Annotated in this window: 17 protein-coding genes; 9 read left to right on the top strand and 8 right to left on the bottom strand. The window is 40.2% G+C overall.

The window, feature by feature from the left end; all coding sequences use genetic code 11:
- Positions 1-23: 23 nt before the first annotated feature.
- Together MSVAZ_RS09495 and MSVAZ_RS09485 are read left to right on the top strand one after the other, a co-directional pair.
- On the top strand, positions 24-2789 hold the full coding sequence (locus MSVAZ_RS09495; protein ID WP_048120502.1) for a HEAT repeat domain-containing protein: 2766 nt from the start codon (positions 24-26) through the stop codon (positions 2787-2789).
- A gap of 1664 nt (positions 2790-4453) precedes the next feature.
- Complete coding sequence (locus MSVAZ_RS09485; protein WP_048120499.1) at positions 4454-4855, top strand: response regulator; 402 nt, start codon at positions 4454-4456, stop codon at positions 4853-4855.
- A 189-nt stretch (positions 4856-5044) separates the two neighbouring features.
- Here the strand turns inward: MSVAZ_RS09485 and thiI are convergent, their stop codons facing one another.
- The 6 genes from thiI to MSVAZ_RS09455 all read right to left on the bottom strand — a co-directional run bounded on the left by thiI (position 5045) and on the right by MSVAZ_RS09455 (position 15741).
- Entirely contained in the window at positions 5045-6355 is a 1311-nt protein-coding gene (gene thiI / locus MSVAZ_RS09480; RefSeq protein WP_394297467.1) for a tRNA uracil 4-sulfurtransferase ThiI, read from the bottom strand.
- A gap of 249 nt (positions 6356-6604) precedes the next feature.
- Positions 6605-10039 (bottom strand): tetratricopeptide repeat protein, encoded by a 3435-nt coding sequence (locus MSVAZ_RS09475; protein WP_048120497.1) that lies wholly within the window; start codon positions 10037-10039, stop codon positions 6605-6607.
- A gap of 739 nt (positions 10040-10778) precedes the next feature.
- Positions 10779-11627 carry a methanogenesis marker 8 protein gene (locus tag MSVAZ_RS09470; RefSeq protein ID WP_048120495.1) on the bottom strand — a complete coding sequence of 283 codons (849 nt, stop codon included), beginning with the start codon at positions 11625-11627 and terminating at the stop codon, positions 10779-10781.
- Between the two features lie 689 nt (positions 11628-12316).
- The gene (locus MSVAZ_RS09465; protein ID WP_048120493.1) at positions 12317-12976 is read right to left on the bottom strand and encodes a nitrite/sulfite reductase domain-containing protein; all 660 of its coding nucleotides are present in this window, start codon (positions 12974-12976) and stop codon (positions 12317-12319) included.
- Between the two features lie 409 nt (positions 12977-13385).
- The gene (locus tag MSVAZ_RS09460; protein ID WP_048120490.1) at positions 13386-14264 is read right to left on the bottom strand and encodes a tetratricopeptide repeat protein; all 879 of its coding nucleotides are present in this window, start codon (positions 14262-14264) and stop codon (positions 13386-13388) included.
- A gap of 967 nt (positions 14265-15231) precedes the next feature.
- On the bottom strand, positions 15232-15741 hold the full coding sequence (locus MSVAZ_RS09455; protein ID WP_048120488.1) for a response regulator transcription factor: 510 nt from the start codon (positions 15739-15741) through the stop codon (positions 15232-15234).
- A gap of 242 nt (positions 15742-15983) precedes the next feature.
- Here MSVAZ_RS09455 and MSVAZ_RS09450 point away from each other — a divergent pair, with 242 nt between their 5' ends.
- The gene (locus MSVAZ_RS09450) at positions 15984-16265 is read left to right on the top strand and encodes a MarR family transcriptional regulator (RefSeq protein ID WP_048120486.1); all 282 of its coding nucleotides are present in this window, start codon (positions 15984-15986) and stop codon (positions 16263-16265) included.
- Between the two features lie 502 nt (positions 16266-16767).
- On the opposite strand, the gene MSVAZ_RS09445 is transcribed toward MSVAZ_RS09450, so the two are convergent.
- Together MSVAZ_RS09445 and MSVAZ_RS09440 are read right to left on the bottom strand one after the other, a co-directional pair.
- Positions 16768-17697, bottom strand: a complete 930-nt coding sequence (locus MSVAZ_RS09445) for an NAD(P)/FAD-dependent oxidoreductase (RefSeq protein WP_048120484.1) — start codon at positions 17695-17697, stop codon at positions 16768-16770.
- 55 nt (positions 17698-17752) lie between these two features.
- A complete protein-coding gene (locus MSVAZ_RS09440; RefSeq protein WP_048120482.1) occupies positions 17753-17995 on the bottom strand; it encodes a glutaredoxin family protein in 243 nt (80 codons plus the stop codon).
- 157 nt (positions 17996-18152) lie between these two features.
- Here MSVAZ_RS09440 and dph5 point away from each other — a divergent pair, with 157 nt between their 5' ends.
- From dph5 to MSVAZ_RS21230, 6 genes are all read left to right on the top strand, one after another.
- Positions 18153-18953: a diphthine synthase gene (gene dph5, locus MSVAZ_RS09435; protein ID WP_048123857.1), complete on the top strand. Its 801-nt coding sequence runs from the start codon at positions 18153-18155 to the stop codon at positions 18951-18953.
- Positions 18954-18992: 39 nt separating this feature from the next.
- A complete protein-coding gene (locus MSVAZ_RS09430) occupies positions 18993-19274 on the top strand; it encodes a DUF357 domain-containing protein (RefSeq protein WP_048120480.1) in 282 nt (93 codons plus the stop codon).
- Between the two features lie 295 nt (positions 19275-19569).
- Entirely contained in the window at positions 19570-19959 is a 390-nt protein-coding gene (locus MSVAZ_RS09425) for a DUF555 domain-containing protein (RefSeq protein WP_048120478.1), read from the top strand.
- A 266-nt stretch (positions 19960-20225) separates the two neighbouring features.
- Positions 20226-21125 (top strand): carbohydrate kinase family protein, encoded by a 900-nt coding sequence (locus MSVAZ_RS09420; RefSeq protein ID WP_048123856.1) that lies wholly within the window; start codon positions 20226-20228, stop codon positions 21123-21125.
- Positions 21126-21245: 120 nt separating this feature from the next.
- Positions 21246-21917, top strand: coding sequence for a diphthine--ammonia ligase (locus MSVAZ_RS09415; protein WP_048120476.1), 672 nt, complete (start codon positions 21246-21248; stop codon positions 21915-21917).
- Positions 21918-22464: 547 nt separating this feature from the next.
- A complete protein-coding gene (locus MSVAZ_RS21230) occupies positions 22465-22611 on the top strand; it encodes a hypothetical protein (protein WP_157206060.1) in 147 nt (48 codons plus the stop codon).
- Positions 22612-22795 lie beyond the last annotated feature (184 nt).

The raw sequence follows: 22795 nt of genomic DNA, 5'->3' as shown, positions 1-22795 counted from the left end.
TATAGCAAAGTTGGTGGGAATTCTTGAGTGAGCAGCCAGAGATACATAATAAAGTTTTCAATCAGTCTTCGGATGAGAGAATAAAGGCTGCAAAGCAGCTGGGAACTTTTTTTGAGGCTTTGCCTGACAGAAGACAGGCTTTTGAAGATCTGTTAAGGCTTTGTTCTGACGACGATGACGCAGTCAGGGAAGAAGCCGTCAAGTCACTTGTTGCGGTTTTCCCTAATGTTCCGGATAGGAAGCTCGTATGGGACAAGTTTGTGAATTTGACAGCTTATCCGGCAGAGTCCGTAATGATCGCTGCAGCCAGTGCTCTAATAAGTGTTTTTTCCCTTATGCCGGACAAAAACAGAGCATGGAAAGATCTTGCCGGGCTGATAAACTCCAGATCAAGCATGGAAGATGTAAATAGGGAAATTGTCAGCTCACTTCAATATTTAATAAAGGAAATTCCTGATAAGGTGCAGGTCTGGAAAGATCTGCTTGAAATGGGAACCTCAGAATATTCTTATGTGCGTGAGAAATCGACTTTGCTTTTGAGCCTTGTTTTTCCGGAACTGACAGACGAAGAAAAAGAAGAAGCCTGGGACGAAGTACTTGAACTGGCTAGCGAATCTGCGGATGAAAAGATAAGGGAGCAGGCTACCCGGACTCTTGGAGTTATTTACACACAGATGCCAGACGAGATGAAGGATGAAACTCTTGAGACTCTGATGGAACTTGCAGTATCAGGAAACCCTGAAGTCCAAAAAGAAGCCCTTCTGGCTCTACCCTCGGTTTTTTCTCATATCCCGGATAAGAAAACAACATGGTGTGACATCCTCAGGCTTATAGATGACGAGAATGAGTATATTCGAAAGCAGGCTATCGATGCCCTGGTTTTTATTTTCCCTGAGATGCCGGACAAGAAAAAGGTCTGGACTGATTTCCTGAGCCTTGCGAAAGCCAGAGATCATTATATCAGGAACATGGCCGCTGATGCGCTTGTATCCTTATTTTCAGGTATGGATAATAAAGACTCACTATGGAAGGAGCTCATTGAACTCTCAGGTAATGAGGAAGAAGGCAAGCAGAGTACAATGGTTAACATTCTCACGAAGACTTTTCCACACATTTCCTGCAAAAGAAAGGCATATTCCGAGCTTGTACACCTGGCTGAAATGAAGGATAGCCCTGTGCTCCGAAAGGTTGTGGATACGCTTACTTCTGCTTATCCGGAGTTATGCAGTATACCTGAGGTAAGTGAAGTGGAGTGGGAAGAGATAAGAAAATGCAACTATGGAGAGCAGGATAAAACCTGGAAAAATAATTCAGGAGAACTGGAGAAACTCTGGGAGGAGTATGAATCGGAGGGAGACAGCAAACCCGAAAAAGAAGGTGAATTTAGAGAAAAACAGAAATCAGGGGAGAAATCAGGGGAAAAAGAAAAAACTGGAGAATATGAAAAAACTGGTGGTCTCCAGGTTGAAAAAACAGAAGACAGAAAACCAGTCTCTAACCTTTTTAAAAAATCAGTGTCTGATAATTCCGGGCTTGAAGCCGAAAACAGGGCATACGTACGAAGAAAAAATATGACGGATTTATTTACTGGGTCAGTCTCTGGTCTTTCAGGTGAAGAAGAAGCTGTAAATAAGCTTATTAAACTGGCTTCGGATCCGGATCCTCAGATGCGAAGAGGCGCAATAGAATCCCTGCTTGCAGCCTACTCCCGAACCGGCAAAACACAGGATATCTGGAACGGACTGCTTAAACTGACCGGGGAAGAGGAGACAGACACCAGAAGGGATGCTGCAGACCTGCTTTCAGAGGTTTTTCCAGCGGTTGAGGAAAAGTCCACAGTTTTTTTCGACCTTGTAAAGCTTGCTGAAAGCCAGGATGTCCGGCTCCGGAGGAGAGCTGCAGAACTTCTTGCTGCCGCTTTTGCCTATTGTGAAGATAAGCAGGCAGCCTGGAACGAACTTGTAAGACTTGCATCATCTGAAGACCGCGAAGTCCGGAAAGGAGCGGTTCTTGCCCTATCTTCAGGCTATGTAGAGGTGCAAGATAAGGAAAAAGCCTGGAAAGACCTGTTAAGTTTTTCCGACCACAGCGACAGTTTTGTGCAAAGGACAGCAACACAGACTCTTGGACCTGCTTTTTTCTACATGCCTGATAAAACCCAGGCCTGGAGAGACCTGCAGGCGCTTACTGACAATCCTTACGTTTATGTCCGAAGGTATGCTTTCCGCTCGCTTGGAAGAGCTTCTCTCTGGAGGGCGCTAAGGGCAGAAAATGAAGCTACTTATATTTATGGGCTGAAAGAAGCCGTCAATTACTTTAAGGAAGCATCCGAAGCCTCTGTTGGCTTTCATATTCCAGAATTCTATTATCCCTTTTATCAAGCGCTTTTATTCATCCTTTTCAGCGACCGGCCTGGTATAGCAAAATCTGAAAGTGAGCGATACTTCTCAAAAATGACAGATGAGGTAAGGGAGCAAGCTGAAAACCAGGAACTGCTTGAGATCTTTAAACAGTTTTCAGGGCTTCTTACACGCGCAGGTGAGCTTTCTCCTGGCAACCTTTCAGGACAGAAAAAACTGCTTGAAACTTCAATTCTGCTTTTTGATCAATTTTCAGGCCTCTTTGGAAAAAAAGAAGAAGAGGCTATTTTCACCCAAAAAACCGTGAAAAAAGAAAAAACTGTGAAAAAAGAGTATTCGAACCTTGGCAAAGCTCTTCTTGAGCGGGTAGAGAAAAAGAAGGCAGCCTTAACAAAAGACCGTAAAAACAGAATTTTTGACCAGAAATGAGAAGTTTCAAGCCATTTCAAAAATGTCTTGCCCGCAACCCTTTTCAAAAATGTCTTGCCCGCAACCCTTTTCAAAAAAGGCTTGACCGAAAACCCTTTTAAAAAATGTCTTGCCTGCAACCCTTTTCAAAAATGTCTTGCCCGCAACCCTTTTCAAAAAAGGCTTGACCGAAAACCCTTTTAAAAAATGTCTTGCCTGCAACCCTTTTCAAAAAAGGCTTGACCAAAAACTCCAGCAACAACGTGGTCGGCGTGATCACAATTCTGTTCATAAAAGGCTTGACCGAAAACCCTGACCATTTGAGTTTGAGATCCTTATCCACAAACTGTAAAATGAATGTAATATTTCTATTATTTCTATTTTTATATTTACATTATCTCTGAAGCTAAGATCCATTACCCAAATCCATATCCTTACTTAGTTTTCGAGTTTAGTTAGAGGTGGGAAAATTCAATCCTCTATGTGCAAACAGACATGCAATAAGCTGGTGCTCGTCTCGGGAATGAACATTTCCTGGAGACGTGCACCAAAATTGAAAACGAGCAAATTCTAAAATGAAATTGAGTTCGGAGGTATTAGACGATTCAACAAAAATCAATAGCAAGAACACCTGAGATAATATGGACTCTTGATATTAATGAAGATGGGAAATCTTATCAGGAAAATTACATGCTCCTGTTTCCCAGGTACGTCAGTGCAATTGACGAAGAATGAAAATTGGCAGCCTTAAAAATAAAATTTTAAAAACACAATCTGGTTTTCAATATCTATCAAATATCGCTCGAGGGTAGATACTCTCGAGCAAATCTCCAAAAACATGTAATGTGTAAAACACTAAAAATCATGTAAATGTATAAACTTCTCAAAATCCTGTAAAAACCATGTAGTACCTTACTAAAACCTTACTAAAAGAAAATGATATTCTTTGAATAACATGCACAAACAATGAAAGTGCTTGTGGATGGCAGTATTTTCATGCTGAATATTGCTCGAGGGCAGACACTCTCGGGCAAACCTCCAAAACCGTTTACTTGCAACCGTTGCGCCGGTTGATCACGCCGATAGGGTTTGGGGATAAGGTTATCAAACTCAAACGGTTATTGGGGTTTTCGCTCAAGCTTTTTTTGAAAAGGGTTGTTATCACGCTAGGGTTAGAGGATAAGTTCTTCAAATTCAAACGCTGTCTTGTTTTCTATCAAATAGTTTTACTATCAAATAGTTTTACAAAAGGTTTGCAGTCAAGCTTTTTTTTGAAAATGGGTGTGACACAACCGCTACTCCAGTTGATCGCGCCGAACATATTGTTGCTGGAGTTTTTGCTTAAGATTTTTTGTAAAGGCTTGCGCTCAAGCAGTTTTTGAAAGGCTTGCGGGCAACAGCAACATTAATAAAAAAAGAGTTTATAATAAATGTATAATTTTTGGTGGTCATACGTAAACCTGAGAATAAGAAGATTGGGAGTTCTATTACTCTGCAACTTATCTAGCTTATAGGCTGCAGTTATTTCGTTAAAGGGGAAAATCGAGATAATCGGGTGCAGTTCTAGAGATGCGTGACTTTGAACATGTAGTTATAGAGAAGCGCGATTTTAGAAATGTTAAAAAATAGTAAATGAACAAAAAATAGAAAAACAATTCAAAAAATACAAAAGACGGATGACAAAAATGGACAAAACAAAAATTCTGGTTGTTGAAGACCAGACTATTGTGGCCCTGAACATTAGAAACCGACTAAAAAATTTAGGGTATGCTGTTCCGAGTGCTGTGGGTTCAGGGAAAGAAGCAATAAGAGAAGCTGAGCTTACAAACGTTGATATCGTTTTGATGGATATTATGTTAAAAGGAGATATGGATGGAATTGAAGCGGCACGGATTATTAAATCACGCTTTGGCATACCCATAATTTACCTTACTGCCTGTACTGATTTTGAGACCCTCGAACGAGCAAAGCTAACAGACCCCGAAGGATATATTTCGAAACCTTTCAAAGAAGAAGACCTGTGTAAAAATATAGAGACCGCTCTTCTGAAAAGCCGGTCAAAAAAGAAAAAATCAGAGAGCTTTTAGAGCTCAAGTTAATGTTATAAAAAATTAATTGAAAATATTAAAAATTAGTTGAAAATGTTAAAAATTAGTTGAAAATGTTAAAAATTAATTAAAAGTATTAAATGTTAATTAAAATTATTAAAAATAAATTGAAAGTGTTAAAAATAAATTGAAAGTGTTAAGAATTAATTGAAAGAATCATCACTTTTTTCAGAGCTTAAGGACTTTTGCTGCTTTCATAGCATTGAAAACCATAGTTTCGATATCCATTTTTTGTTCTTCAGTTACGGCAAGGTCGTAGTTTGCTCCTATTTCAGGCCGTTCAGGCACAGCAGTGCAACTGCCTGCGGGTTGACTGGAAATATCATAGGTTCCGATTTTGCGGGCGATGTCTATTATCTCTGTTTTATCAAAGGCGATTAAGGGATGATAAATCGGGATAGCAAGCTGATAGATTTCAGCATACATATTGGCAGCCGTCTGGGAAGCTACCTGTCCCAGGGAAGAACCAGTGATAATTCCGCTTGCACCTTCTTTTTTCATAACCTCATAGGCTTCTCGGTACATCATGCGTTTGCAGAGAAGACAGGTATTTTTTCGGTTGCAGATGTCGATAAAGGTCCGAAGATTGGGGCCGTGAGGGAGCTCATAAGTCTTAAACTGATGCCCTGGAGCCCACTTCTGTAGTTGACGAATACATTCAAAAGCGCGTTCTCTTGCGGCATTCTCGGCATAGGGTGAAGTATTGCAGTATACCGGAATAATCGTAACTCCGCGCTTCATCATAAGCCAGGCTGCAACCGGAGAGTCAAGCCCGCCGGACATTAAAACGACCATACTTCCCTGCGTGCCGAGAGGAAGACCCCCTACGCCTTTGAATGTTTTCAGATAGACGTAAGCGAGATTTTGCCGCATTTCGACGAAAACTTCCTTATCAGGAGAGCTCAGGTCAACTCTAGGGTGCCTTCCTTTTTTTTCCAGAGCACTCCATACGGCATCTCCGCAGGTTTTGCCTATGTCCACTGAAGAAAAAGGATGGTTCCCACTTCTTCTGGCCCTGACGGCAAAAGATTCGCCTTCTAAAATCAGGTCCTTAGCCAGGGTAGCACATATACTGGCTGCATTCTCGAGGGTAGGTTCAGTCGTCAATGCAGGGGAAGTAGAGACAATCCCAAAAACGTCAGCAGCTGCTGCAGCTGCACGGAAATCCGTAGTCTCGATAAATATTCGGCCCCATTCCCGACGTATCTGGGAATATGGAATATCTCGAGAATCCAGCATTGCCGCAATATTCTTCATCAGAATCTTTTCATACCAGTTCCGAACTCCTGTGCTTTTAAGAGCAAGTTCGCCATACCGAACTATGACTACATTATATGGAATTTCAAGCTTTAAAGAAGAGGGGTCGGAACCGGGGTTATCCGGGTTTTCGATATAACCTTCCAGAGTATGCTTGTTTTCTCTCGAGGTATGAGCATAAGCCTGAGGCTTTGCCTCGATCTCATTGGAATTGTCTGTCATGGATACTTAGGTTAGGGTAGCATAAAGCTTAAAACTTTCAGGATAAAAAAATTTTATTTGCAAAAGTTGCAGAGTCAGTAAGCCAGAAAAAAGTTAATAAAGCAGGGCAGTAGCATAAAAAACAATAAATACAAATTGCACCGGTGTGCATTTAGATGCATACCGGAAAAGGTTTCTGATTTTCAATTTTTCGGAATTCGAATTTTAGCCGGGTTCTGTAATACTTCATTCTTCACTGCTATTTTCTCTTCACTCATCAGGTTCAGGAACATACCAGTAATCTGGATCTTCACTTTCCTGTCCATCATCAAGCTCCGTATTATAATTGCTGCTATTATTATTGTTGCTATTATTATTGTTGCTATTATTATTGTTGCTATTATTATTGCTGCTATTGCTATTGCTGCTATTATTATTGCTGCTATTATTTTCCGGGCTGTTAGAGAGTTCAGTTATCTTTCCTGATTGAGGAGGCACAGTCGTGTTTGTACTTACATTACCTGAAACGTTTTCCTCTCCGCCATACCATCTTGAAGGCAGGGAGTAATTCAGAGCACTATTGTAATATTCAGGAAGGAAGAACTTAGTTCCTCTTTTCTGCAGAGCTTCCGCGAAACCGGGGTCGATTTCATCTAATTTTGACTTGCACACAGCAGCCTCATCTAGTTTCTTTAGAGTATAAAGCGCAAACCGCTTATTGTAGAGGGCTGAAGGTGAGTTCGGGTTAATTGCAAGTACATTGTCATAACATGAAACTGCTTCTTCAGTTTCTCCCATCATGTTATGAATGTATCCTTTGTTATACCAGGCTGTGATACAATCGGGTTTAAGCTGTACTGTTTTGTTGAAACAATTAAGGGCTGCTTTATTGCTGCTTAATGTGAGATAAGTGCAGCCCTGGAAATACCAGGCTGTAACATTATCTGGACTGTACTCCAGAGCTTTATTGTAACAGTCAATAGCTTGCTGGTATTTTTCCAGCTTGTAGAGCGCAAAGCCTTTGTTATTATATGCATTCAGATTTCCCGGATCCAGCGCAAGAATTCTGTCGTAACAGCCTACTGCCCCCTCAAAGTCTCCGCTGTTCTCCAGAGCTCTTCCCTGTTTGTAAATTATCTCCCTGTTGTCAGGTGAGATTTCAAGCATTCTATCATAACATGCAGCAGTTTCCTGATACCTGCCAAGTGCCTCAAGTAAAGAAGCTTTCTCAGCCAGGGCCTGGAAATTTTCAGGCTGAAGCTTAATTATTCTGTCGTAATCTGCGAGCGCTTCATTGGGTTTATTGGATTTCGACAGAGCAAGAGCCCGACTTCTGAGAGCCTCAAGGTTTTTAGGCTCAGATTTGAGAAGTGTGGTGTAACAGGAAATTGCCTCGTCATACCTGCTCAGGTTCGAGAGGGCAAGACCTTTTCCAAGTAGGGCATCCGAGTTGCTGGAGTTTAGAGCAAGCAACTGGTCATAGTAACTGACTGCTTCTTCAAGCTTTCCAAGATCATCTACAGTAGAGGCTATCCCATAAAGGGCTGTACTTGACTGAGGGTCAAGTTCCAGGGCTTTTCTGTAGCATTCCAGAGCTTCCTCACTTCTGTCCAACCTATCAAGTATCGAGCCTTTTTCATACCAGGCCTCGGCGCGTGCAGGATTAATTGCAAGTACCATATCATAAGAAGTAAGTGCATCGTCGTACATTCCGAGTTTACTGTAGATTGAGGCCTTTCCATACCATGCAGCATCGTAACTGACCTCTGGGCTAAACAGGTCCAGATCTTCGGAAGGTTCGGCAAGGTCTTCTGGACTTGAGTATTCATAGTCCAGAAGATAAGCCCAGAAACTTCCAGAAAGCACCTGGGAAGGATTGGAATCTGCACTATTGTTTTTAAAGTGTTCCAATACTGGAGTTTCTGTTGAGTCCTGTTCCATGTTTTTGTTCAACTTGAAGCGTGCAGCCGAATATTCGGGATCAATCAGGAGAGTCTGGTTATAGCATTCTGAAGCTTCTTCATGCTTTCCAAGTTCATCAAGAGCAAGCCCTTTATTGTACCATGCAACTGCACTGCTGGGAACGGCTCCAAGGACTTTGTTGTAACATGTAAGAGAGCTTTCGTATTCTCCAAGTTTCGCCAGGGCAAAAGCCTTACCAGCCCAGGCAAGTGTATAGTTTTCGTCAATCTCGAGAGCTTTATCATAACTTTCTACTGCATCGTTGTATTCTTTGATTTTTGAAGAGTCTAAGCCTTTCTGATACCAGACTTTAGCATATCCGGAACCCAGTTTTAGGGCTCGTTCATAGCATTCAATTGCCTCTTCATATCTGCCAAGCTTTTCCAGGTCCAGTCCTTTCATATACCAGACAACAGCATGTCCGGACTCGGTTTCAAGAACCTTATCATAACAGTCAATTGCAGATTCGTATTTTTCAAGCTTATCAAAAGATAGGGCTTTCTCGTACCAGATCTTAACTGTAGATGATTTAAACTCAGGATTTTTGGGATAAGACGGAAGTGCAGCTTCATAAGCGCTTAGCTGTTCGAGTGAATCACTTCCGATTTCTTCAACCTGAATCCCTGTGTCCGGGTTAAGCGCCTTATCATAGCATGCTATTGCAGCGTCATACTGACCTGTCTTATTAAGCAGAGAGCCTTTACTATACCAGGCCTCGGAATTGCCAGGATTGTAGACCAGAACCTCGTCATAACATTGAAGAGCTTCTTCATTTCTCCCAAGCCTTTCAAGGCATACACCCTTTCTCTGTAAAACATCAAGATTTTCAGGCTCTGAAAGAAGAACAAACTCGTAGCAAGTAAGCGCCTCATCATAAATTCCCATCTTTTCAAGGTTAACACCTTTATTATTCCAGGCGTTTATCATATCCGGATTAAAAGAAATTGCTTTGTCATAACAGCCTATTGCAGTTTCGTAATCACCGGACTTATCGAGAACCACTCCTTTTTGATACCAGAGTTCAGCATTGTCAGGAGTGATACTAAGAGCACTGTCAAAGCATTCAATTGCCTCAGGATACTTTTCAAGGCCGAGGTAAGCCATTCCCTGCATCTGCATAGAGCTGGAAGAATTGGAATTCAGTTCGATAGATTTGTCATAAGAGTTCAGAGCTTCCTGATTAAGCCCCAACTGCCCAGAAGCAAGAGCTTTTCGATACCACACTGTGGAGAGATAAGTATTGGCAGCAAAGCTTTTGTCATAGCAGTTGATAGCCTCAATATATTTCTCTAGCTCAAGCTGCTTGTTACCCTTATCATACCAGTTTTCGGAAGAGGCCGGAAAAGTCGAAAGGGCCTTCTCATAACAGCTGACTGCCTGATCATTCTTTCCCAGTCCGACCAGAGAACGTCCTTTTCCATACCAGGCCAATGAGGAATTAGGATCGATCTTAAGTGCATCATTATAGCAGTTTATAGATAATGAATATTTTTTTGTAAAGTATAATGCATTTCCCTCATCAATTAGACCTTCTATAGAAGATGGGCGCTGTGCCATTTTCTCATAAGAATCAGGAGCGGCTTCAGTTTTTTCATAAACTTCATTCCTCTCATTGTCTTCTGCAATCAGTTCATTACCCATAATAGCTCCTGCTACAGATAAAAAACCTGAAACGAAATATAACATCAATGCAAGGAGAATAAAAGATCCGACAATCAAATTATTTTTCTTAACTGAGCTCATTAAATACCCCTGTTTATTCTAATGAGTTCTTATGAAGACTTTTCACAAAGAGTATCAAACTATCATTATACTCAATATTCTGTACTATCTCTATACTCTGCGTAAGCGCGAACAATTAAAGAATAAAAGTAACTAAATAAAATCTTTTTGTTCCACTCGTGGATAATTTAGTTAGTTCGAGAAATCAGTCGCATTCATTACCATTTAATTTTAGCAGTTAATCCATATAAAATTTATGGAGTTTATAAATACCCCTCAGATCGCTCTATATTTAACTCAACAGTATATTATGGTTAGAGAAATAACGTGACATTGTCACATTAACCCATTTTTGTATATATTACAGCCTATTTTCACCCAAATTTCCACCCAAATTTCCACCCAAACATAGTTAATTTTAAATATTTTTGCCCTGTTGTGTTTGTTTTTTGTTTTTATTTCCGGCTTATTAAAACTTTCACTATTTTCACTGTCGTTAATTTTTCCTGTCTAAATTTGATACTTGCCAGTAATCAGAACAAGAATTTAATTTTTTAAACCTTAGTTAACTTGACTATATCACATTAACAGGTAAAACGCCATCAGTAGATCTCGTGGGTCAAATATATCGTTCATAGTGAAATCGATAACAGCGATTGAAATAACTGTCTAATCTGACAACGTCAAGTTAAAAAGCCTGATTTAAAAAGAACATTGACTTTTCAAAAAAGAAAAAAATAATGACTCTATAAAGCCATTTTTACTTCAGTTCTTTTGGCTGTTTGTGATCAGGAAGCACAGGTAGAGCCATAGTATTGATCAGAATCGGGCTTTTGATATCCTTTGCCCTTTCGATCACAAGTTCCTTTCCTTTCTGGGTAAGAGCAAAAAGTGGAACTGCAGTTCCCACCTGAGCAAGAGGCTTTACGAGGTCTCTGATAGGCTTTGAAGCGCAACTGGTCACAATGTCTGAATTTTCCACCAGGCTCTGAGCTTCTTCCCTGTTTAAGCCTGTGACATGTACGCCAATTACTATCAAATCAAGCCCGAGTTCGGCTTCAAGTTTCCGTAACTCTTTTGCGGTTTCTGCGAAAGCTGCGGTTACTGCAATTTTTTTGTACCCGAGTTCTGCTGCCTTTTTAATACCTGCAACAGGGTCCATTTTTGCAGTTGAAGGGTCAAGCACAATTCCGCCACGTTCCTGAATGCCGTTTATGATGGCATCGATTGGTTCGGTTTCGACCAGACCGGACATCCTGCCGCCCATGCCCTGAACGAGAATAGGGTTATTGGAAATTACAGTGCCTGCACCTTCACAAGCTGTTACTGTTGTGTCGAGTAAACCCCTACTCAGGCCTGTCATCATAACTTCCGATGCTCCAAACCCAACAAAATCCTCGAGTTCCAGTAGGCGTTTGTCGGTGAACATTCCAAAGTCATTGATCCTGAATTCCATGTTCTTCTTGACTTCTTCAGGGGTGATCTTCTTAATTCCGCGGATTTTGGCAAAGAGGGGGCACCATTCGACTTCAGGCTCTCCTACTTCGATAACCTTTCCATCTTTTACGACGACTCTTGTTTTTCCAAGTAATTCCATTATATGAGGCATAGTTCCACCTTTACTGGCTGAGCAAAAAAATAATTGTTAAGAAACTAAAATTAGATAAAAACAACAGTTAAGGTTTGTGGCTATTTATATAATAGCTTTTGGTTTTAGGAATTTTTGATTTTATCCTAACTTTACCTGGAAATTTTCAATACTTGAACTGTAGTTTGCAGGCCACTTCTCGATCCATTGAGTTTGGAAAGTTGAGCCCATGCTTCATCGGGTTAAGCATTAAATAATTACTTTGTCAGGTTGTCTCAAAAACAGTTGCTCTGTACTCTGAAAAACATCTAAGATAAAAACATTAAAAAAGCACATGAAATTTCTCGAATAACATGAACAGACAAATGAAAATACTTTCACCTTACTTTTTTACCCTTTAACTCCATCATTATCTTGGGCAAGAAGGTTGTACTTATTTCGGTTCTTGAAGCCGTCAAGAAACTAACCAGTGAATTGCCATCGAAGGCTCAAATTTAAGGAATTGTAATGAAAAATTATATTTTTCAGGTTGTCTCAAAATAACATTTGATTCTACAAATGGGTTAAAAAATTAGATTTTAAAGCAAGTGTGTACCTTAATTCCAGAATAATTTCCGGCTTACATTTAAAGTCAACAATATAAATTGCCCAATTGTAGGAATGAGTCGAGTTTTGAGACAGCCGGCTTTGCCAATTTTTGCACCAGGATCTTATAGCCCGACTTGAGCTTTGAAATTCTCAAGACCAACGTCGTCAATGTATTTTCCAAGTCTCTTTTTAGTACCTGAATTTTTGTAATAATCAATTATCCTATCAATGGCCTCAAGGACTTCTTCTTCAGATAATTCCTTTGCTACAACGTCACCAAGTCTTGGAGATGCAGCCACGGCACCTCCCACCATCAGGGTGTATCCTTTGGAAGTGCCAATTACCCCAATGTCTTTAATAGCTGATTCAGAGCAGGAGTTTGGGCATCCTGAGACGCCTATCTTTAGTTTGGAAGGCATAGGCATTCCGTGATATTTCTCATCGAGCTTCAGACCAAGCCCCAGAGAATCTTGCTTTGCCTGCTTACAAAAAGTTGTACCGGGACAAATCTTTATGCTCCTTACACATAGTCCTACAGCCGCCCCTGGTTTGATTCCAAGATCAGCCCATATGTTATCAAGATCTTCTTCTTTCAAGCCCACAATTGCAATTCTCTGGGCAGAAGTTATTTTAAGAGCAGCTGCTCCATATTTTTCAGCAGCATCAGCAATCTTCCTGAGAGTTGCAGGATCTACAACACCTCCTGGAATGTGGGGAGCTATTGTGTAAGTTTCACGGTCTCTTTGAACAATTGCGCCTTTTTCAAGTAAATTATCTTTCATATAGATATGTCTCCAAGCGATTAAGTCAAGTGTTTTCAAGTGATTAAGTCAAGTTTACAAAGGTTAACATATCTTTACAGCGGCATTTGAACCTAAAATATATCTAACTCTAGTAGACTTGACTGTTCCCTTTAGTTTACAAACTATAATAATTATTAAATTTATTTATAATTAATTATATGAAAAATTGGTTCTGAACAAATAATATCTCCGCATAAAATGTTTTTTTAGCAAACAACATTTAAATATTTATGATTATATAGTTACGAGGCGACATAGTGCAAATATGTCAGGAGAAAAGAAAACTTTTGGCCGTCAGTCCTGAGAATTCTGGAAAGGAGTTTTCGACTAACGGCTTCTTCTAGCTCTGGGTCTTTGATTTACATGGAAAAAACTGAGGTCTGGCTACTCAAAGGAGATCAGAATACATCGGGTTTATATCAACTGCTTTCTCATAGGCCTCCATTGCCTTCTGGTGTTTCTTAATCCTGTCGTATACGATGCCTTTACCAATCCAGGCTTTTGTAAAACTTGGATTGATATCGATAGCTCTCTCAAAAGCTTGAAGTGCCTCTTCGTATTTTTCCAGGTCTCTCAGGGCAATTCCCTTATTGTACCAGAACCGAGCATTATCGGGATTTGTCTTTATCTTGTTGTCAAAAACCTCCACGGCTTTTTTGGTATAAAGTCTTGCTTCATCGTGTTTTCCAAGCCAGCGGAGAGCTACACCTTTATTATAAAGGGCCTTCCCATTCGCAGGGTTTAACTCAAGAGCCCTGTTAAAAGCGCTGATGGCTTCTTCATAACTTTTTATCTTGCAGAGCCCCATACCCTTCTTGCACCACTCACTTGCGCTCATGGAACCCAAATTATAATTTTTCTCATAGAGGCAGATAGCCTTCTCAAAATCATCCATAGCTTCTTCGTATGCCTTCATTTCCCTCAGAGCCATTCCCCGCCTGTACCAGACTTCAGGGTCTTCAGGAGCGAGATATGTAGCCTGGTAGTATGCATCCATAGCTTCTTTATACTGCATAAGACCTACAAGCAGTTCACCTTTAGAGCACCAGGTCTTCGCATCCGTAGGATTGATCTGAAGAGACTTATTAAGAGCATCAAGAGCTTCATCATATCTGAAAAGGCTTTTCAGAACCATACCTTTGCTAAACAGAATTTTTGCATTGTCAGGGCTTATTTCCAGAGCTTTATTGTATGCATCCAGAGCTTCTGTAAATCGTCTAAGTTCATGGAGTGCAACACCTGTATTGTACCACTCGTTCAAAGTCATCACTCAACCACACCTTTTTCCAATAATGTTTTTCCACTTTTTATCACATCTACTCTAGCAATAATAATATGCCTTCAGAGCGTTAAATTAATTTTGTACTTTAGCTCCATACTAAAAATAAGGAGATATCTACAGTTTCATGTCATAATTTCTGTGTTAAAGACAAATTTACAGTTATACATGATTTACAGTTATACATGATTTACAGTTATACATGATAATCTATGTTTTTGCTCTTTTTTAAGGATTTTGAAAAATTCATTTACTTTAATATTTTAAAAATAGAGTTTTCACAGAGCGAGCAAGAATTCGATAAAGTTAGATAACTTTATACATGTTTTTTCAATTATTTGTAAAATTAATAAAAATATATTTATTATAGCTTCAAAATTCCTCCGTCTTTCTTTTATTTAATTAGTGTTTTTGCCCTGACATGAGGAAAGTTGATCTATAAAATAAAACCTGAAAAATCCGGTAAGTTTGATTTTGGTAAAAGTTAAGATTGACTCCTCTCACGGCCTGCCAAAAGTCTAATTATCGACTTTTTACATTGAGGAATTGAGGAATTCTCTGGTCTGGAGAAACTTATGTAAGGACCAGATGCTTTAATTAGGGCCGAACTTAGCTCTGAATACCCCCTAATCTTTTTAAAGTTTATTAAAAACATCATTTAAAAATAATAACGATAAATATCCCAAGAGTCCCGGCACACTTTATAAACTAATTAGTGTAATTTTGGGCGCTCGTAAAAATAATGATAGAGACATTTTAGAAAGACATTCGATAAGGAATTTAACAGGAAATTTTCTGAATCTATTTAATAATAATTATAATGCATAAAAGTATTTCTGACACGCAGAAAAATTAAAAATTTTAAAGGGATGCTCTGAAAAGCCCTTCAGAGCGGCCTTTATATCCTACTAGTTTTAATACAAAAGAGTTTTTCTGTTAGAAGCTGGATTTGGAGTTAGAAATGCGTACGTTTCAAGATCATTCCTACTCTGACTCGCAGTTCCACAGGGTTAAAAGGCGTAGTAACGTAGTCATCAACTCCCGATTCAAAAGCCTCAATCCTGTTTTTTACCTCTCCTTTTTCACTGAGCACCATAACCGGTATCCACCAGTATCTTGAACTTGTTCTAATTTGTTTGCAGATTTTGAAACCTTCAAGGTCTGCAAGCCCAGTATCCAACAAGACAAGGTCGGGTTTTTCAGCTTTTATGGCTTCAAGTGAGGAAAAACCACCAGGGACTTTGACAACATTATAATTTTCAGCTTCAAGTGTTGCCTTAATACTGAGGGCACTGTTTCCATCCCCCATTATTAGTATTTTCTGCCGCGTGTCTATAAGATTTGCGATTCGGGTCTTAATCAGTTCTTCTGGAACTGAAAGACGGGATGCAATCTCTCTCTCACTTATTTCAGGTTGTGTTTCGATTAATTTCAAAATCTCATGATCAAGATTTTTATTATTCATCACCCTCCATCACCATACAGTATATATTTTCTTAGCTTTTAAACATTTCTCAAATCTTTTAAAAATCACATTGTTTTAAAGTTAACACAGTCTAAAGAGTATAGAGTTATCCAAATATTCAGAAGACTTCTTATGAATCGTCGGCTTGACCAATTAGGAGATAAGTTTATAACCGTAAATAGCAAGTTAATATTGGAAATAAGAATCACTTACAGAGAACAGCCACCTCTGAGATGATATAAATGGATCCAATGGAAAAAATTTTTGGTAAAACCGCACAGATGACAGTACTCAAGAATCTAATTGAACACCAGAACGAATCAACCTACCTTTCGGGGATAGCTGAAGAAACTGGCCTGTCTCACTCCAGCGTATCAAGGGTTATTACACCCCTGATCGCATCGGGCATCGTCATAGAAAAGCCTCTGGGAAAGCAAATCCGGACTTTCCAGTTGAACATGGACAATGAGGCAACAAGGCTGATAATAGATTTCTACGATAAAATCAACCATATGCTGGAATAAGCCTTAAAAACAAAAGTACGGAAAACGAAAAATAGGGGCAGAAACGGTCTACTGTCCCGTCTTTTAAATTTCTGAACAGTTTTGAATTTTGAACAATTAAACTTTAAGGCAAATTCAGCCTGAAGGTCTTGATTAGAATCATTCTTGATTAGGATTACTCTTGATTAGGATCACTCTTGATTAGGATCACTCTTGATTAGGATCGCTCTTGATTAGGATCACTCTTGATTAGGATCGCTCTTGATTAGGATCGCTCTTGATTAGGGTAACTCTTGATTAGAGTAACTCTTGATTAGAGTGACTTTTGATTAGAGTGACTTTTGATTAGAGTGACTTTTGATTAGAGTGACTTTTGATTAGAGTGACTTTTGATTAGAGTGACTTTTGATTAGAGTGACTTTTGATTAGAGCAACTCTTGATTAGAGTGACTCTAATCAAGAGTGACTCTTCAGGTAACCAATCTCAAGCAACTTTAGCCAGATATCCTTATTTAGATAGTTTTCATGTAGTCTCTTTTTTGAAGTCCTCTATATACACGCTCGCAGCAGTAGCTGCCAGTGCTCCATCTCTAACAGCTGCCACAAGTTGCCAGATTGGGGTATCACGACAGTCTCCTACAGCATAAATTCCTTTCTTTGAGGTTTCAAGTAAGTTATCCGTCCTGATAAAGCCCTCATCATCCTTGTCCACGTCAATGATTTCAGTGTTTGGATGAATACCCACGTAAATAAAAACACCGTCTGTAGCCAGTTCGCGCTGTTCTCCACTTTTAAGGTCCTTATAGTTTATTTTTTCGACTTTTCGAACTCCCCCGCTGCCTCCCATGATTTCCAGAATCTGGGCATTAAAAATGAATTCAATATTCGGAGTTGCAAAAACCCTATCCTGAAGGACTTTAACAGCTCTCAGCTGGTCTCTCCTGTGAATAAGATATACTTTCCTGGCAATTTTTGAAAGAAGAAGAGCATCCGTAACTGCTGAGTTGCCGCCCCCGACCACCACAACAGTTTTGTTTTTAAAAAAAGGCCCGTCACATATGGCGCAATAAGAAACCCCTTTACTGATAAACTCTTTCTCACCAGGCACGTTCAGACGCTTGGGGTTTGCACCTGTAGCAACTATGACAGCTATTGATTCAAGATCTCCACTGTCCGTGGAGATTATTCTCTTTTCTCCTTCAGCGCGAACGGAGAGGACTTCAGTTATCTTTGTTTCTACCCCGACAGCCTGAGCATGAGCCTTATATTTTTCCATTAATTCTAGCCCTGAGATAGCTGGAAAGCCAGGATAATTTTCCACGAGATCTGAAAGCGCAATCTGTCCGCTAATTTCACTTCTTTCAAGAATCAAAGTATTAAGTCCGAGGCGTACGGCATAAATACCGGCTGCGAGCCCTGCAGGTCCTCCTCCTATGATTATAAGGTCATACATACTTACCTCCTGAACCCAGAAAACAGTTTCAATAGAATACCCTTTTGAGATTTACTCAGCTAATACGAGATATAGCATCAGCTTTTTTCGGGAGGCCTGTAAAAGCTACCTCTCCATCAATAATAGTCGTAGGTACTCCAACTATGCCATACTTATCTATCAATGCCTGACCCTCTGGAGTTTCCACATCTATTTCCTCGTATTCAAAGTCATACTCGGATTTCAGGTCTTTCCAGAATCTTCGAGCTGCCGGACAGGCAGTACACCAGCTGGCGTGAATAAGCGTAACTTTAGCCATAAAAACCCCTTTAAAAATTACAGTTGTAAATCCATTCTAATATTAATTTACATATATAAATAAGTTAAGAATATCCTCAAATTCGGAAAATAAAGAATTATTGCCTGGATCTGCTCAAACAAAAAGCTTTAAACTAGCAGGGCTCTTAAAGCGGGCTATGCTTACATTTATAGGTCTGGGCCTTTTCGACGAATATGACATTTCTTTAAAGGGACTTGAGGCTATCAGGGAAGCTGATATGGTTTACGCGGAGTTCTATACATCTTTTCTCATGGGTACGAACCTTGAAAAAATGGAGAAACTCTACGGCAAGAAAGTCTTTTTGCTTTCAAGAGAGGATGTGGAGCAGCACCCTGACTGGCTCTCCAAAGCAAAGGACAGCAATCTTTGCTTCCTGACTGGCGGGGATACAATGGTCTCCACAACTCATGTAGACTTACGCCTGAGAGCTGAAAAACTGGGGATAGAGACCCGCCTGGTTCATGGGGCTTCAATTGCCTCGGCTGTCTCGGGTCTTGCAGGACTGCAGAACTACCGCTTCGGGAAATCCGCAAGTATTCCTCATCCCTATGAGAGCAGAAGAGGCACAAGGATAATCTCGGAAACTCCTTATGATATTATAAAACAAAACCTGGAACTTGGCCTGCATACCCTGGTGTTCCTGGATATAGATAAGGAAAAAGGCTATATGACTGTAAATACTGCCCTTGAGCTTCTCCTTGAGGTTGAGGAAAAAAGGGGAGAAGGAATTATGCGAGGAGCTATTGCAGTAGGAATAGCCAGGGCAGGCTCTGAAAAGCCGGTCGTAAAAGCAGATTATGCGGAAAAACTCAAGGACTTTGATTTTGGAAAACCTCTCCACATCCTCGTAATTCCCGGAAAACTGCATTTTCTTGAAGCCGAAGCGCTTGTGAAACTTGCAGGAGGCCCAGCAGGATTTATGAAAGAAGTGGAGTAAAAAAGAGAATACTGTTTATAGCGCCTACTGGTGATTATAATGCCTGCTGATCTTGATGAAAAAGTCAAAAGATACGAGGATATGTTAAAAAGAGCCCTCCAGAAAGCCAAATATTCCCCAATCCAGGGGTCTCATATGTATGCCGTTGCAAAGGATTATTATACAATGGCAGAAGCCTACTATAAAGATGGGGTGTATTTTCTGGAAAATAGAGATCCTGTAAATGCCCTTGCCTCCTTCAGCTATGGTCACGCCTGGCTCGATGCGGGAGCAAAACTAGGGGTTTTTGCAGTTGATGATGAAACTCTTTTTACTATATAAATGAGAAATGAGAATAAAAGAAAAATGACTAGAGGAAAATGACTAGAGAAAATTAAAAATGCCTGAACCTGATTCTGGAAGAAAGCATAGATACTCAGTTGAAAGGATTAAAGTTGTGGGACCAAGAATTAAAAACTTAACTGAAAAACCATATAAAAGCAAACATGATACTGTTTATTTGAAGCAGAAACAATTTTATATACATTATTCTATTCTTTAGATTCTGTGAAAACTTTTCCCTATCGGGAAATCTTCTTAAAAAACGTGCATAACTGAATAATTATGGTGGACAATAATGAAAAACTTCCATGTGGTACTTGAAGCAGCTTGGTTGGTTAGAGATGTAAAGACGGCTGATGATGCTATAGGAGTCGCGATTTCAGAAGCTGGAAAACGCCTGAATCCTAAATTGGATTTCGTAGAGGTTGACGTGGGAACTACATCCTGTCCGGTATGTGGTGAGCCCTTTAGCAGTGTTTTCATAGCGGCAAACACTGCTCTTGTAGGTCTTATTTTTGAGATGAAAGTTTTTGATGCTGAGTCTGCCGAACATGCGGAAAGGATCGCAAAATCTGTGATCGGAAAATCTCTCCGGGACATTCCTTTGACAGTTGTGGAAGTCACCGAATTCGAAAGGCCAGCTGAGAAGAGCGAACAGCAGCATAAGAGCAAAACAGGAAAATAAAAGTTTTTTCCCAGAACCTTTTGGGAAAGAATAAAACATTATGATGCAGTTAGTTATGTCTATGGGTTTTGTTCATGACTTACTTTATAAGGCTAAAAAGAATATTTTGTTAAGAAAAGAGCCTTTCATAAGAACAGAGTATCTATCACTGATCGAATCCCAGCAAAAAAGCAAGTTTTATCTCTCCTTCAGGCTTTGTTTTTAAAGTTGGACCCGGCGTAAAGAACCGGGTTTTTTCACAACCCATGAAAAAAAGAGGACACTACATGGACAGAATAATTTCCATCGTAGGGCATACTGCCCTTGATTACATTGTAGATGTTGAAAGAATCGCAGGAAAAAACGAGTCATCACCTGTCATTGACTATGAAGAATATCCTGGTGGAGGGGCTGCTAATATTGCGGTTGCCATTGCAAAGCTGGGTGGAAAGAGCCAGTTGATTTCCCCTGTAGGCACAGATTTTGTAAGTTCAGGATATGAAAAACTCCTTACAGACGCGCATGTTGACCTTTCCCGCCTTTATAGAATTGAGGACCGGAAAATTTCTAAAGCCTTTATTTTCACTGACAGGGAAGACAACCAGACAACCTATTTTTACTGGGGAGCTTCTTCAAAATTCAAAGAACTTGAACCCGAACCTGTTGATTTTGTTCATCTTGCAACCGCTGACTCGGTGTATAACGCTAAACTTGCACAAATTGCCGGCTTCGTTTCCTTTGACCCTGGACAGGATCTTGTTACGTATTCAAAAGAAAACCTTGAACTCATACTCGCTCATACTGACATCCTTTTTGCGAACCGGCACGAGATAAAGCGAGTTTCAGAGATGACCGGAAAAAGTTTCTCTGAACTCAAGGCGATGATCGACATCATTGTGGTCACATATGATTCTCAGGGCAGCAGGATCTACACAGGTAAAGACGAATTTTTAATTCCTGTAATTTCTGTCCAGGCTTCAGATCCCACCGGAGCAGGAGATGCTTACAGGGCAGGATTCCTCCTCGCCTTCACAAGAGGATACCCGCTTACCACCTGCGGTAAAATTGGATCTACCGTAGCTTCTTTTGCTGTACAAGCACGAGGTTGCCAGACAGACCTTCCCACCTGGGAAGAAATGAAAGCTCGTTATGAAGTTAATTTTGGAAGGCTTGAGAAAGAGTGCTGAAATTGCAAATGCCGACGAAGCATGATCAAAAGTCAAAAAGTATATAAAATATTACATAATGATCCACGCATTATAACCCCCCGACGTACGAAATAGATATTAAAACAAAAAGGGATGCAGATGAAACTCGCAGCACTGATTTCCGGTGGCAAGGACTCGATTTTTGCCATATATAAAGCCCTCCAGGAAGGGCATGAAGTCACCCACCTGATTAATATTGTTCCCGCAAGGGACGATTCCTATATGTACCATTCCGTCAACCTCCACATGGTAGAACTAATCTCTGCCGCCTGTGAAATCCCCCTGATTCAGCAGGAGTCCAGCGGAATAAAGGAACTTGAACTGGATGACCTGACCCTTGCCCTCAAGAAAGTAGATGTAGACGGCGTATCCGTAGGTGCAATTGAGTCCCAGTACCAGGCAGGCAGGGTGAAGAAGATCTGCGATGCCCTGGGGCTTAAGGTCTATACTCCTCTCTGGCACAGAGACCCTGAAGAATTGCTCAATGAGATGTCAAAAGTGCTCGATATCCGGATCGTCAGAGTCGCAGCTGACGGCCTTGACGAGTCCTGGCTTGGTCGCCCTATTAATGTAAACTCGATTGAGCATCTCAAAGCGCTGAACAAGCGGTACATGGTTCACATGGCCGGAGAAGGCGGAGAATATGAGACTGTTGTGCTCGATGCCCCCTTTTTTAAAAAGCGGATTGAGATTGTAAAAAGTGAAATTGAATGGCAGGGTGACACTGGCTCCTTAAAGATCCTGGAAGCAAAACTTGTCGATAAAAAGTGATTGTCAAAAAAGCTTCCTGAGAAACAGGTTAATCCCAAAGATATATTCATTTATTTCACAATTTAGAAGTGCCATAAGCACTATAACTCTTTAAAACATGATCTTTGTATTTTAGATTTTTTAATTTCTCATTTTTTATTCTTCAACTTTTCATTTTTTATTCTTCAACCTGACTTTGAAAGTTAAATAAAAATAAGTGCTCTTTGTTTTGGGTTATTGGATACAATGTACATCACAAAACAAGGAGCCTTCCCTACAATTCCTAACCTACAAGACCAAGGTGAACAAACCTGGTGGAGGATCTCACTCTTCTGGTCGTAGTTGGCATCATCGATCCACAGCGGGCCGAAACAAAAGTCCTGACGACAACTTTACTACCGTTGTCAAATTAGTGGAATAAAGTCATAACATCTACAAAAATCTGTTCCACTACATACATTTCAAGATAGGGCAACTGAGCTTCGTCTCCTGCAACGAATCCTGGGCCTGACCTCGCTGAGCAATGACCAGTGGCTGATCTTCATCATCGTTGTTATTGCCTTGCGGCTTGTCGACGAGGTTATCAAGTTTTTCCTGCGCAGCAGTCGCAGCACCCGCTCAGGCACAAGTGGCAACCCCTGAAACCATTTGTGACATGCTGCTTGCCTGCAATTATCGGGGTATATCAAAAAGTGTAAGTGAAGTAGGAGAATGAAAACAATTTCTTTAATGATATCCTGTGCTCTTTTTTTAGTCGAGTATCCCGTTGCTTGCAGTGAGATGCACCAGCTAAATTCTGATAGTGAGATGCATCAGCTAAATTCTGATTAAGTTGATATTCCAATACTGAAGTAAATAATAGGTGAAGTTTGCTTCCCAGTATGAAATCACTGAAATTG

It is taken from the genome of Methanosarcina vacuolata Z-761, assembly GCF_000969905.1.
GTDB classification, from domain to species: domain Archaea; phylum Halobacteriota; class Methanosarcinia; order Methanosarcinales; family Methanosarcinaceae; genus Methanosarcina; species Methanosarcina vacuolata.
This window is presented reverse-complemented; position numbering and strand designations above follow the sequence as displayed.

Excerpts from the sequence above, each read along its gene's own strand:
- dph5 (WP_048123857.1), top strand. The coding sequence starts at position 18,153 with ATGCTTACATTTATAGGTCTGGGCCTTTTCGACGAATATGACATTTCT.
- MSVAZ_RS09420 (WP_048123856.1), top strand. The coding sequence starts at position 20,226 with ATGGACAGAATAATTTCCATCGTAGGGCATACTGCCCTTGATTACATT.
- MSVAZ_RS09415 (WP_048120476.1), top strand. The coding sequence starts at position 21,246 with ATGAAACTCGCAGCACTGATTTCCGGTGGCAAGGACTCGATTTTTGCC.
- MSVAZ_RS09460 (WP_048120490.1), bottom strand. The coding sequence starts at position 14,264 with ATGACTTTGAACGAGTGGTACAATACAGGTGTTGCACTCCATGAACTT.
- MSVAZ_RS09430 (WP_048120480.1), top strand. The coding sequence starts at position 18,993 with ATGCCTGCTGATCTTGATGAAAAAGTCAAAAGATACGAGGATATGTTA.
- MSVAZ_RS09470 (WP_048120495.1), bottom strand. The coding sequence starts at position 11,627 with ATGCCTCATATAATGGAATTACTTGGAAAAACAAGAGTCGTCGTAAAA.
- MSVAZ_RS09445 (WP_048120484.1), bottom strand. The coding sequence starts at position 17,697 with ATGTATGACCTTATAATCATAGGAGGAGGACCTGCAGGGCTCGCAGCC.
- MSVAZ_RS09465 (WP_048120493.1), bottom strand. The coding sequence starts at position 12,976 with ATGAAAGATAATTTACTTGAAAAAGGCGCAATTGTTCAAAGAGACCGT.
- MSVAZ_RS09455 (WP_048120488.1), bottom strand. The coding sequence starts at position 15,741 with ATGAATAATAAAAATCTTGATCATGAGATTTTGAAATTAATCGAAACA.
- thiI (WP_394297467.1), bottom strand. The coding sequence starts at position 6,355 with ATGACAGACAATTCCAATGAGATCGAGGCAAAGCCTCAGGCTTATGCT.
- MSVAZ_RS09485 (WP_048120499.1), top strand. The coding sequence starts at position 4,454 with ATGGACAAAACAAAAATTCTGGTTGTTGAAGACCAGACTATTGTGGCC.
- MSVAZ_RS09440 (WP_048120482.1), bottom strand. The coding sequence starts at position 17,995 with ATGGCTAAAGTTACGCTTATTCACGCCAGCTGGTGTACTGCCTGTCCG.
- MSVAZ_RS09425 (WP_048120478.1), top strand. The coding sequence starts at position 19,570 with ATGAAAAACTTCCATGTGGTACTTGAAGCAGCTTGGTTGGTTAGAGAT.
- MSVAZ_RS09475 (WP_048120497.1), bottom strand. The coding sequence starts at position 10,039 with ATGAGCTCAGTTAAGAAAAATAATTTGATTGTCGGATCTTTTATTCTC.
- MSVAZ_RS09450 (WP_048120486.1), top strand. The coding sequence starts at position 15,984 with ATGGATCCAATGGAAAAAATTTTTGGTAAAACCGCACAGATGACAGTA.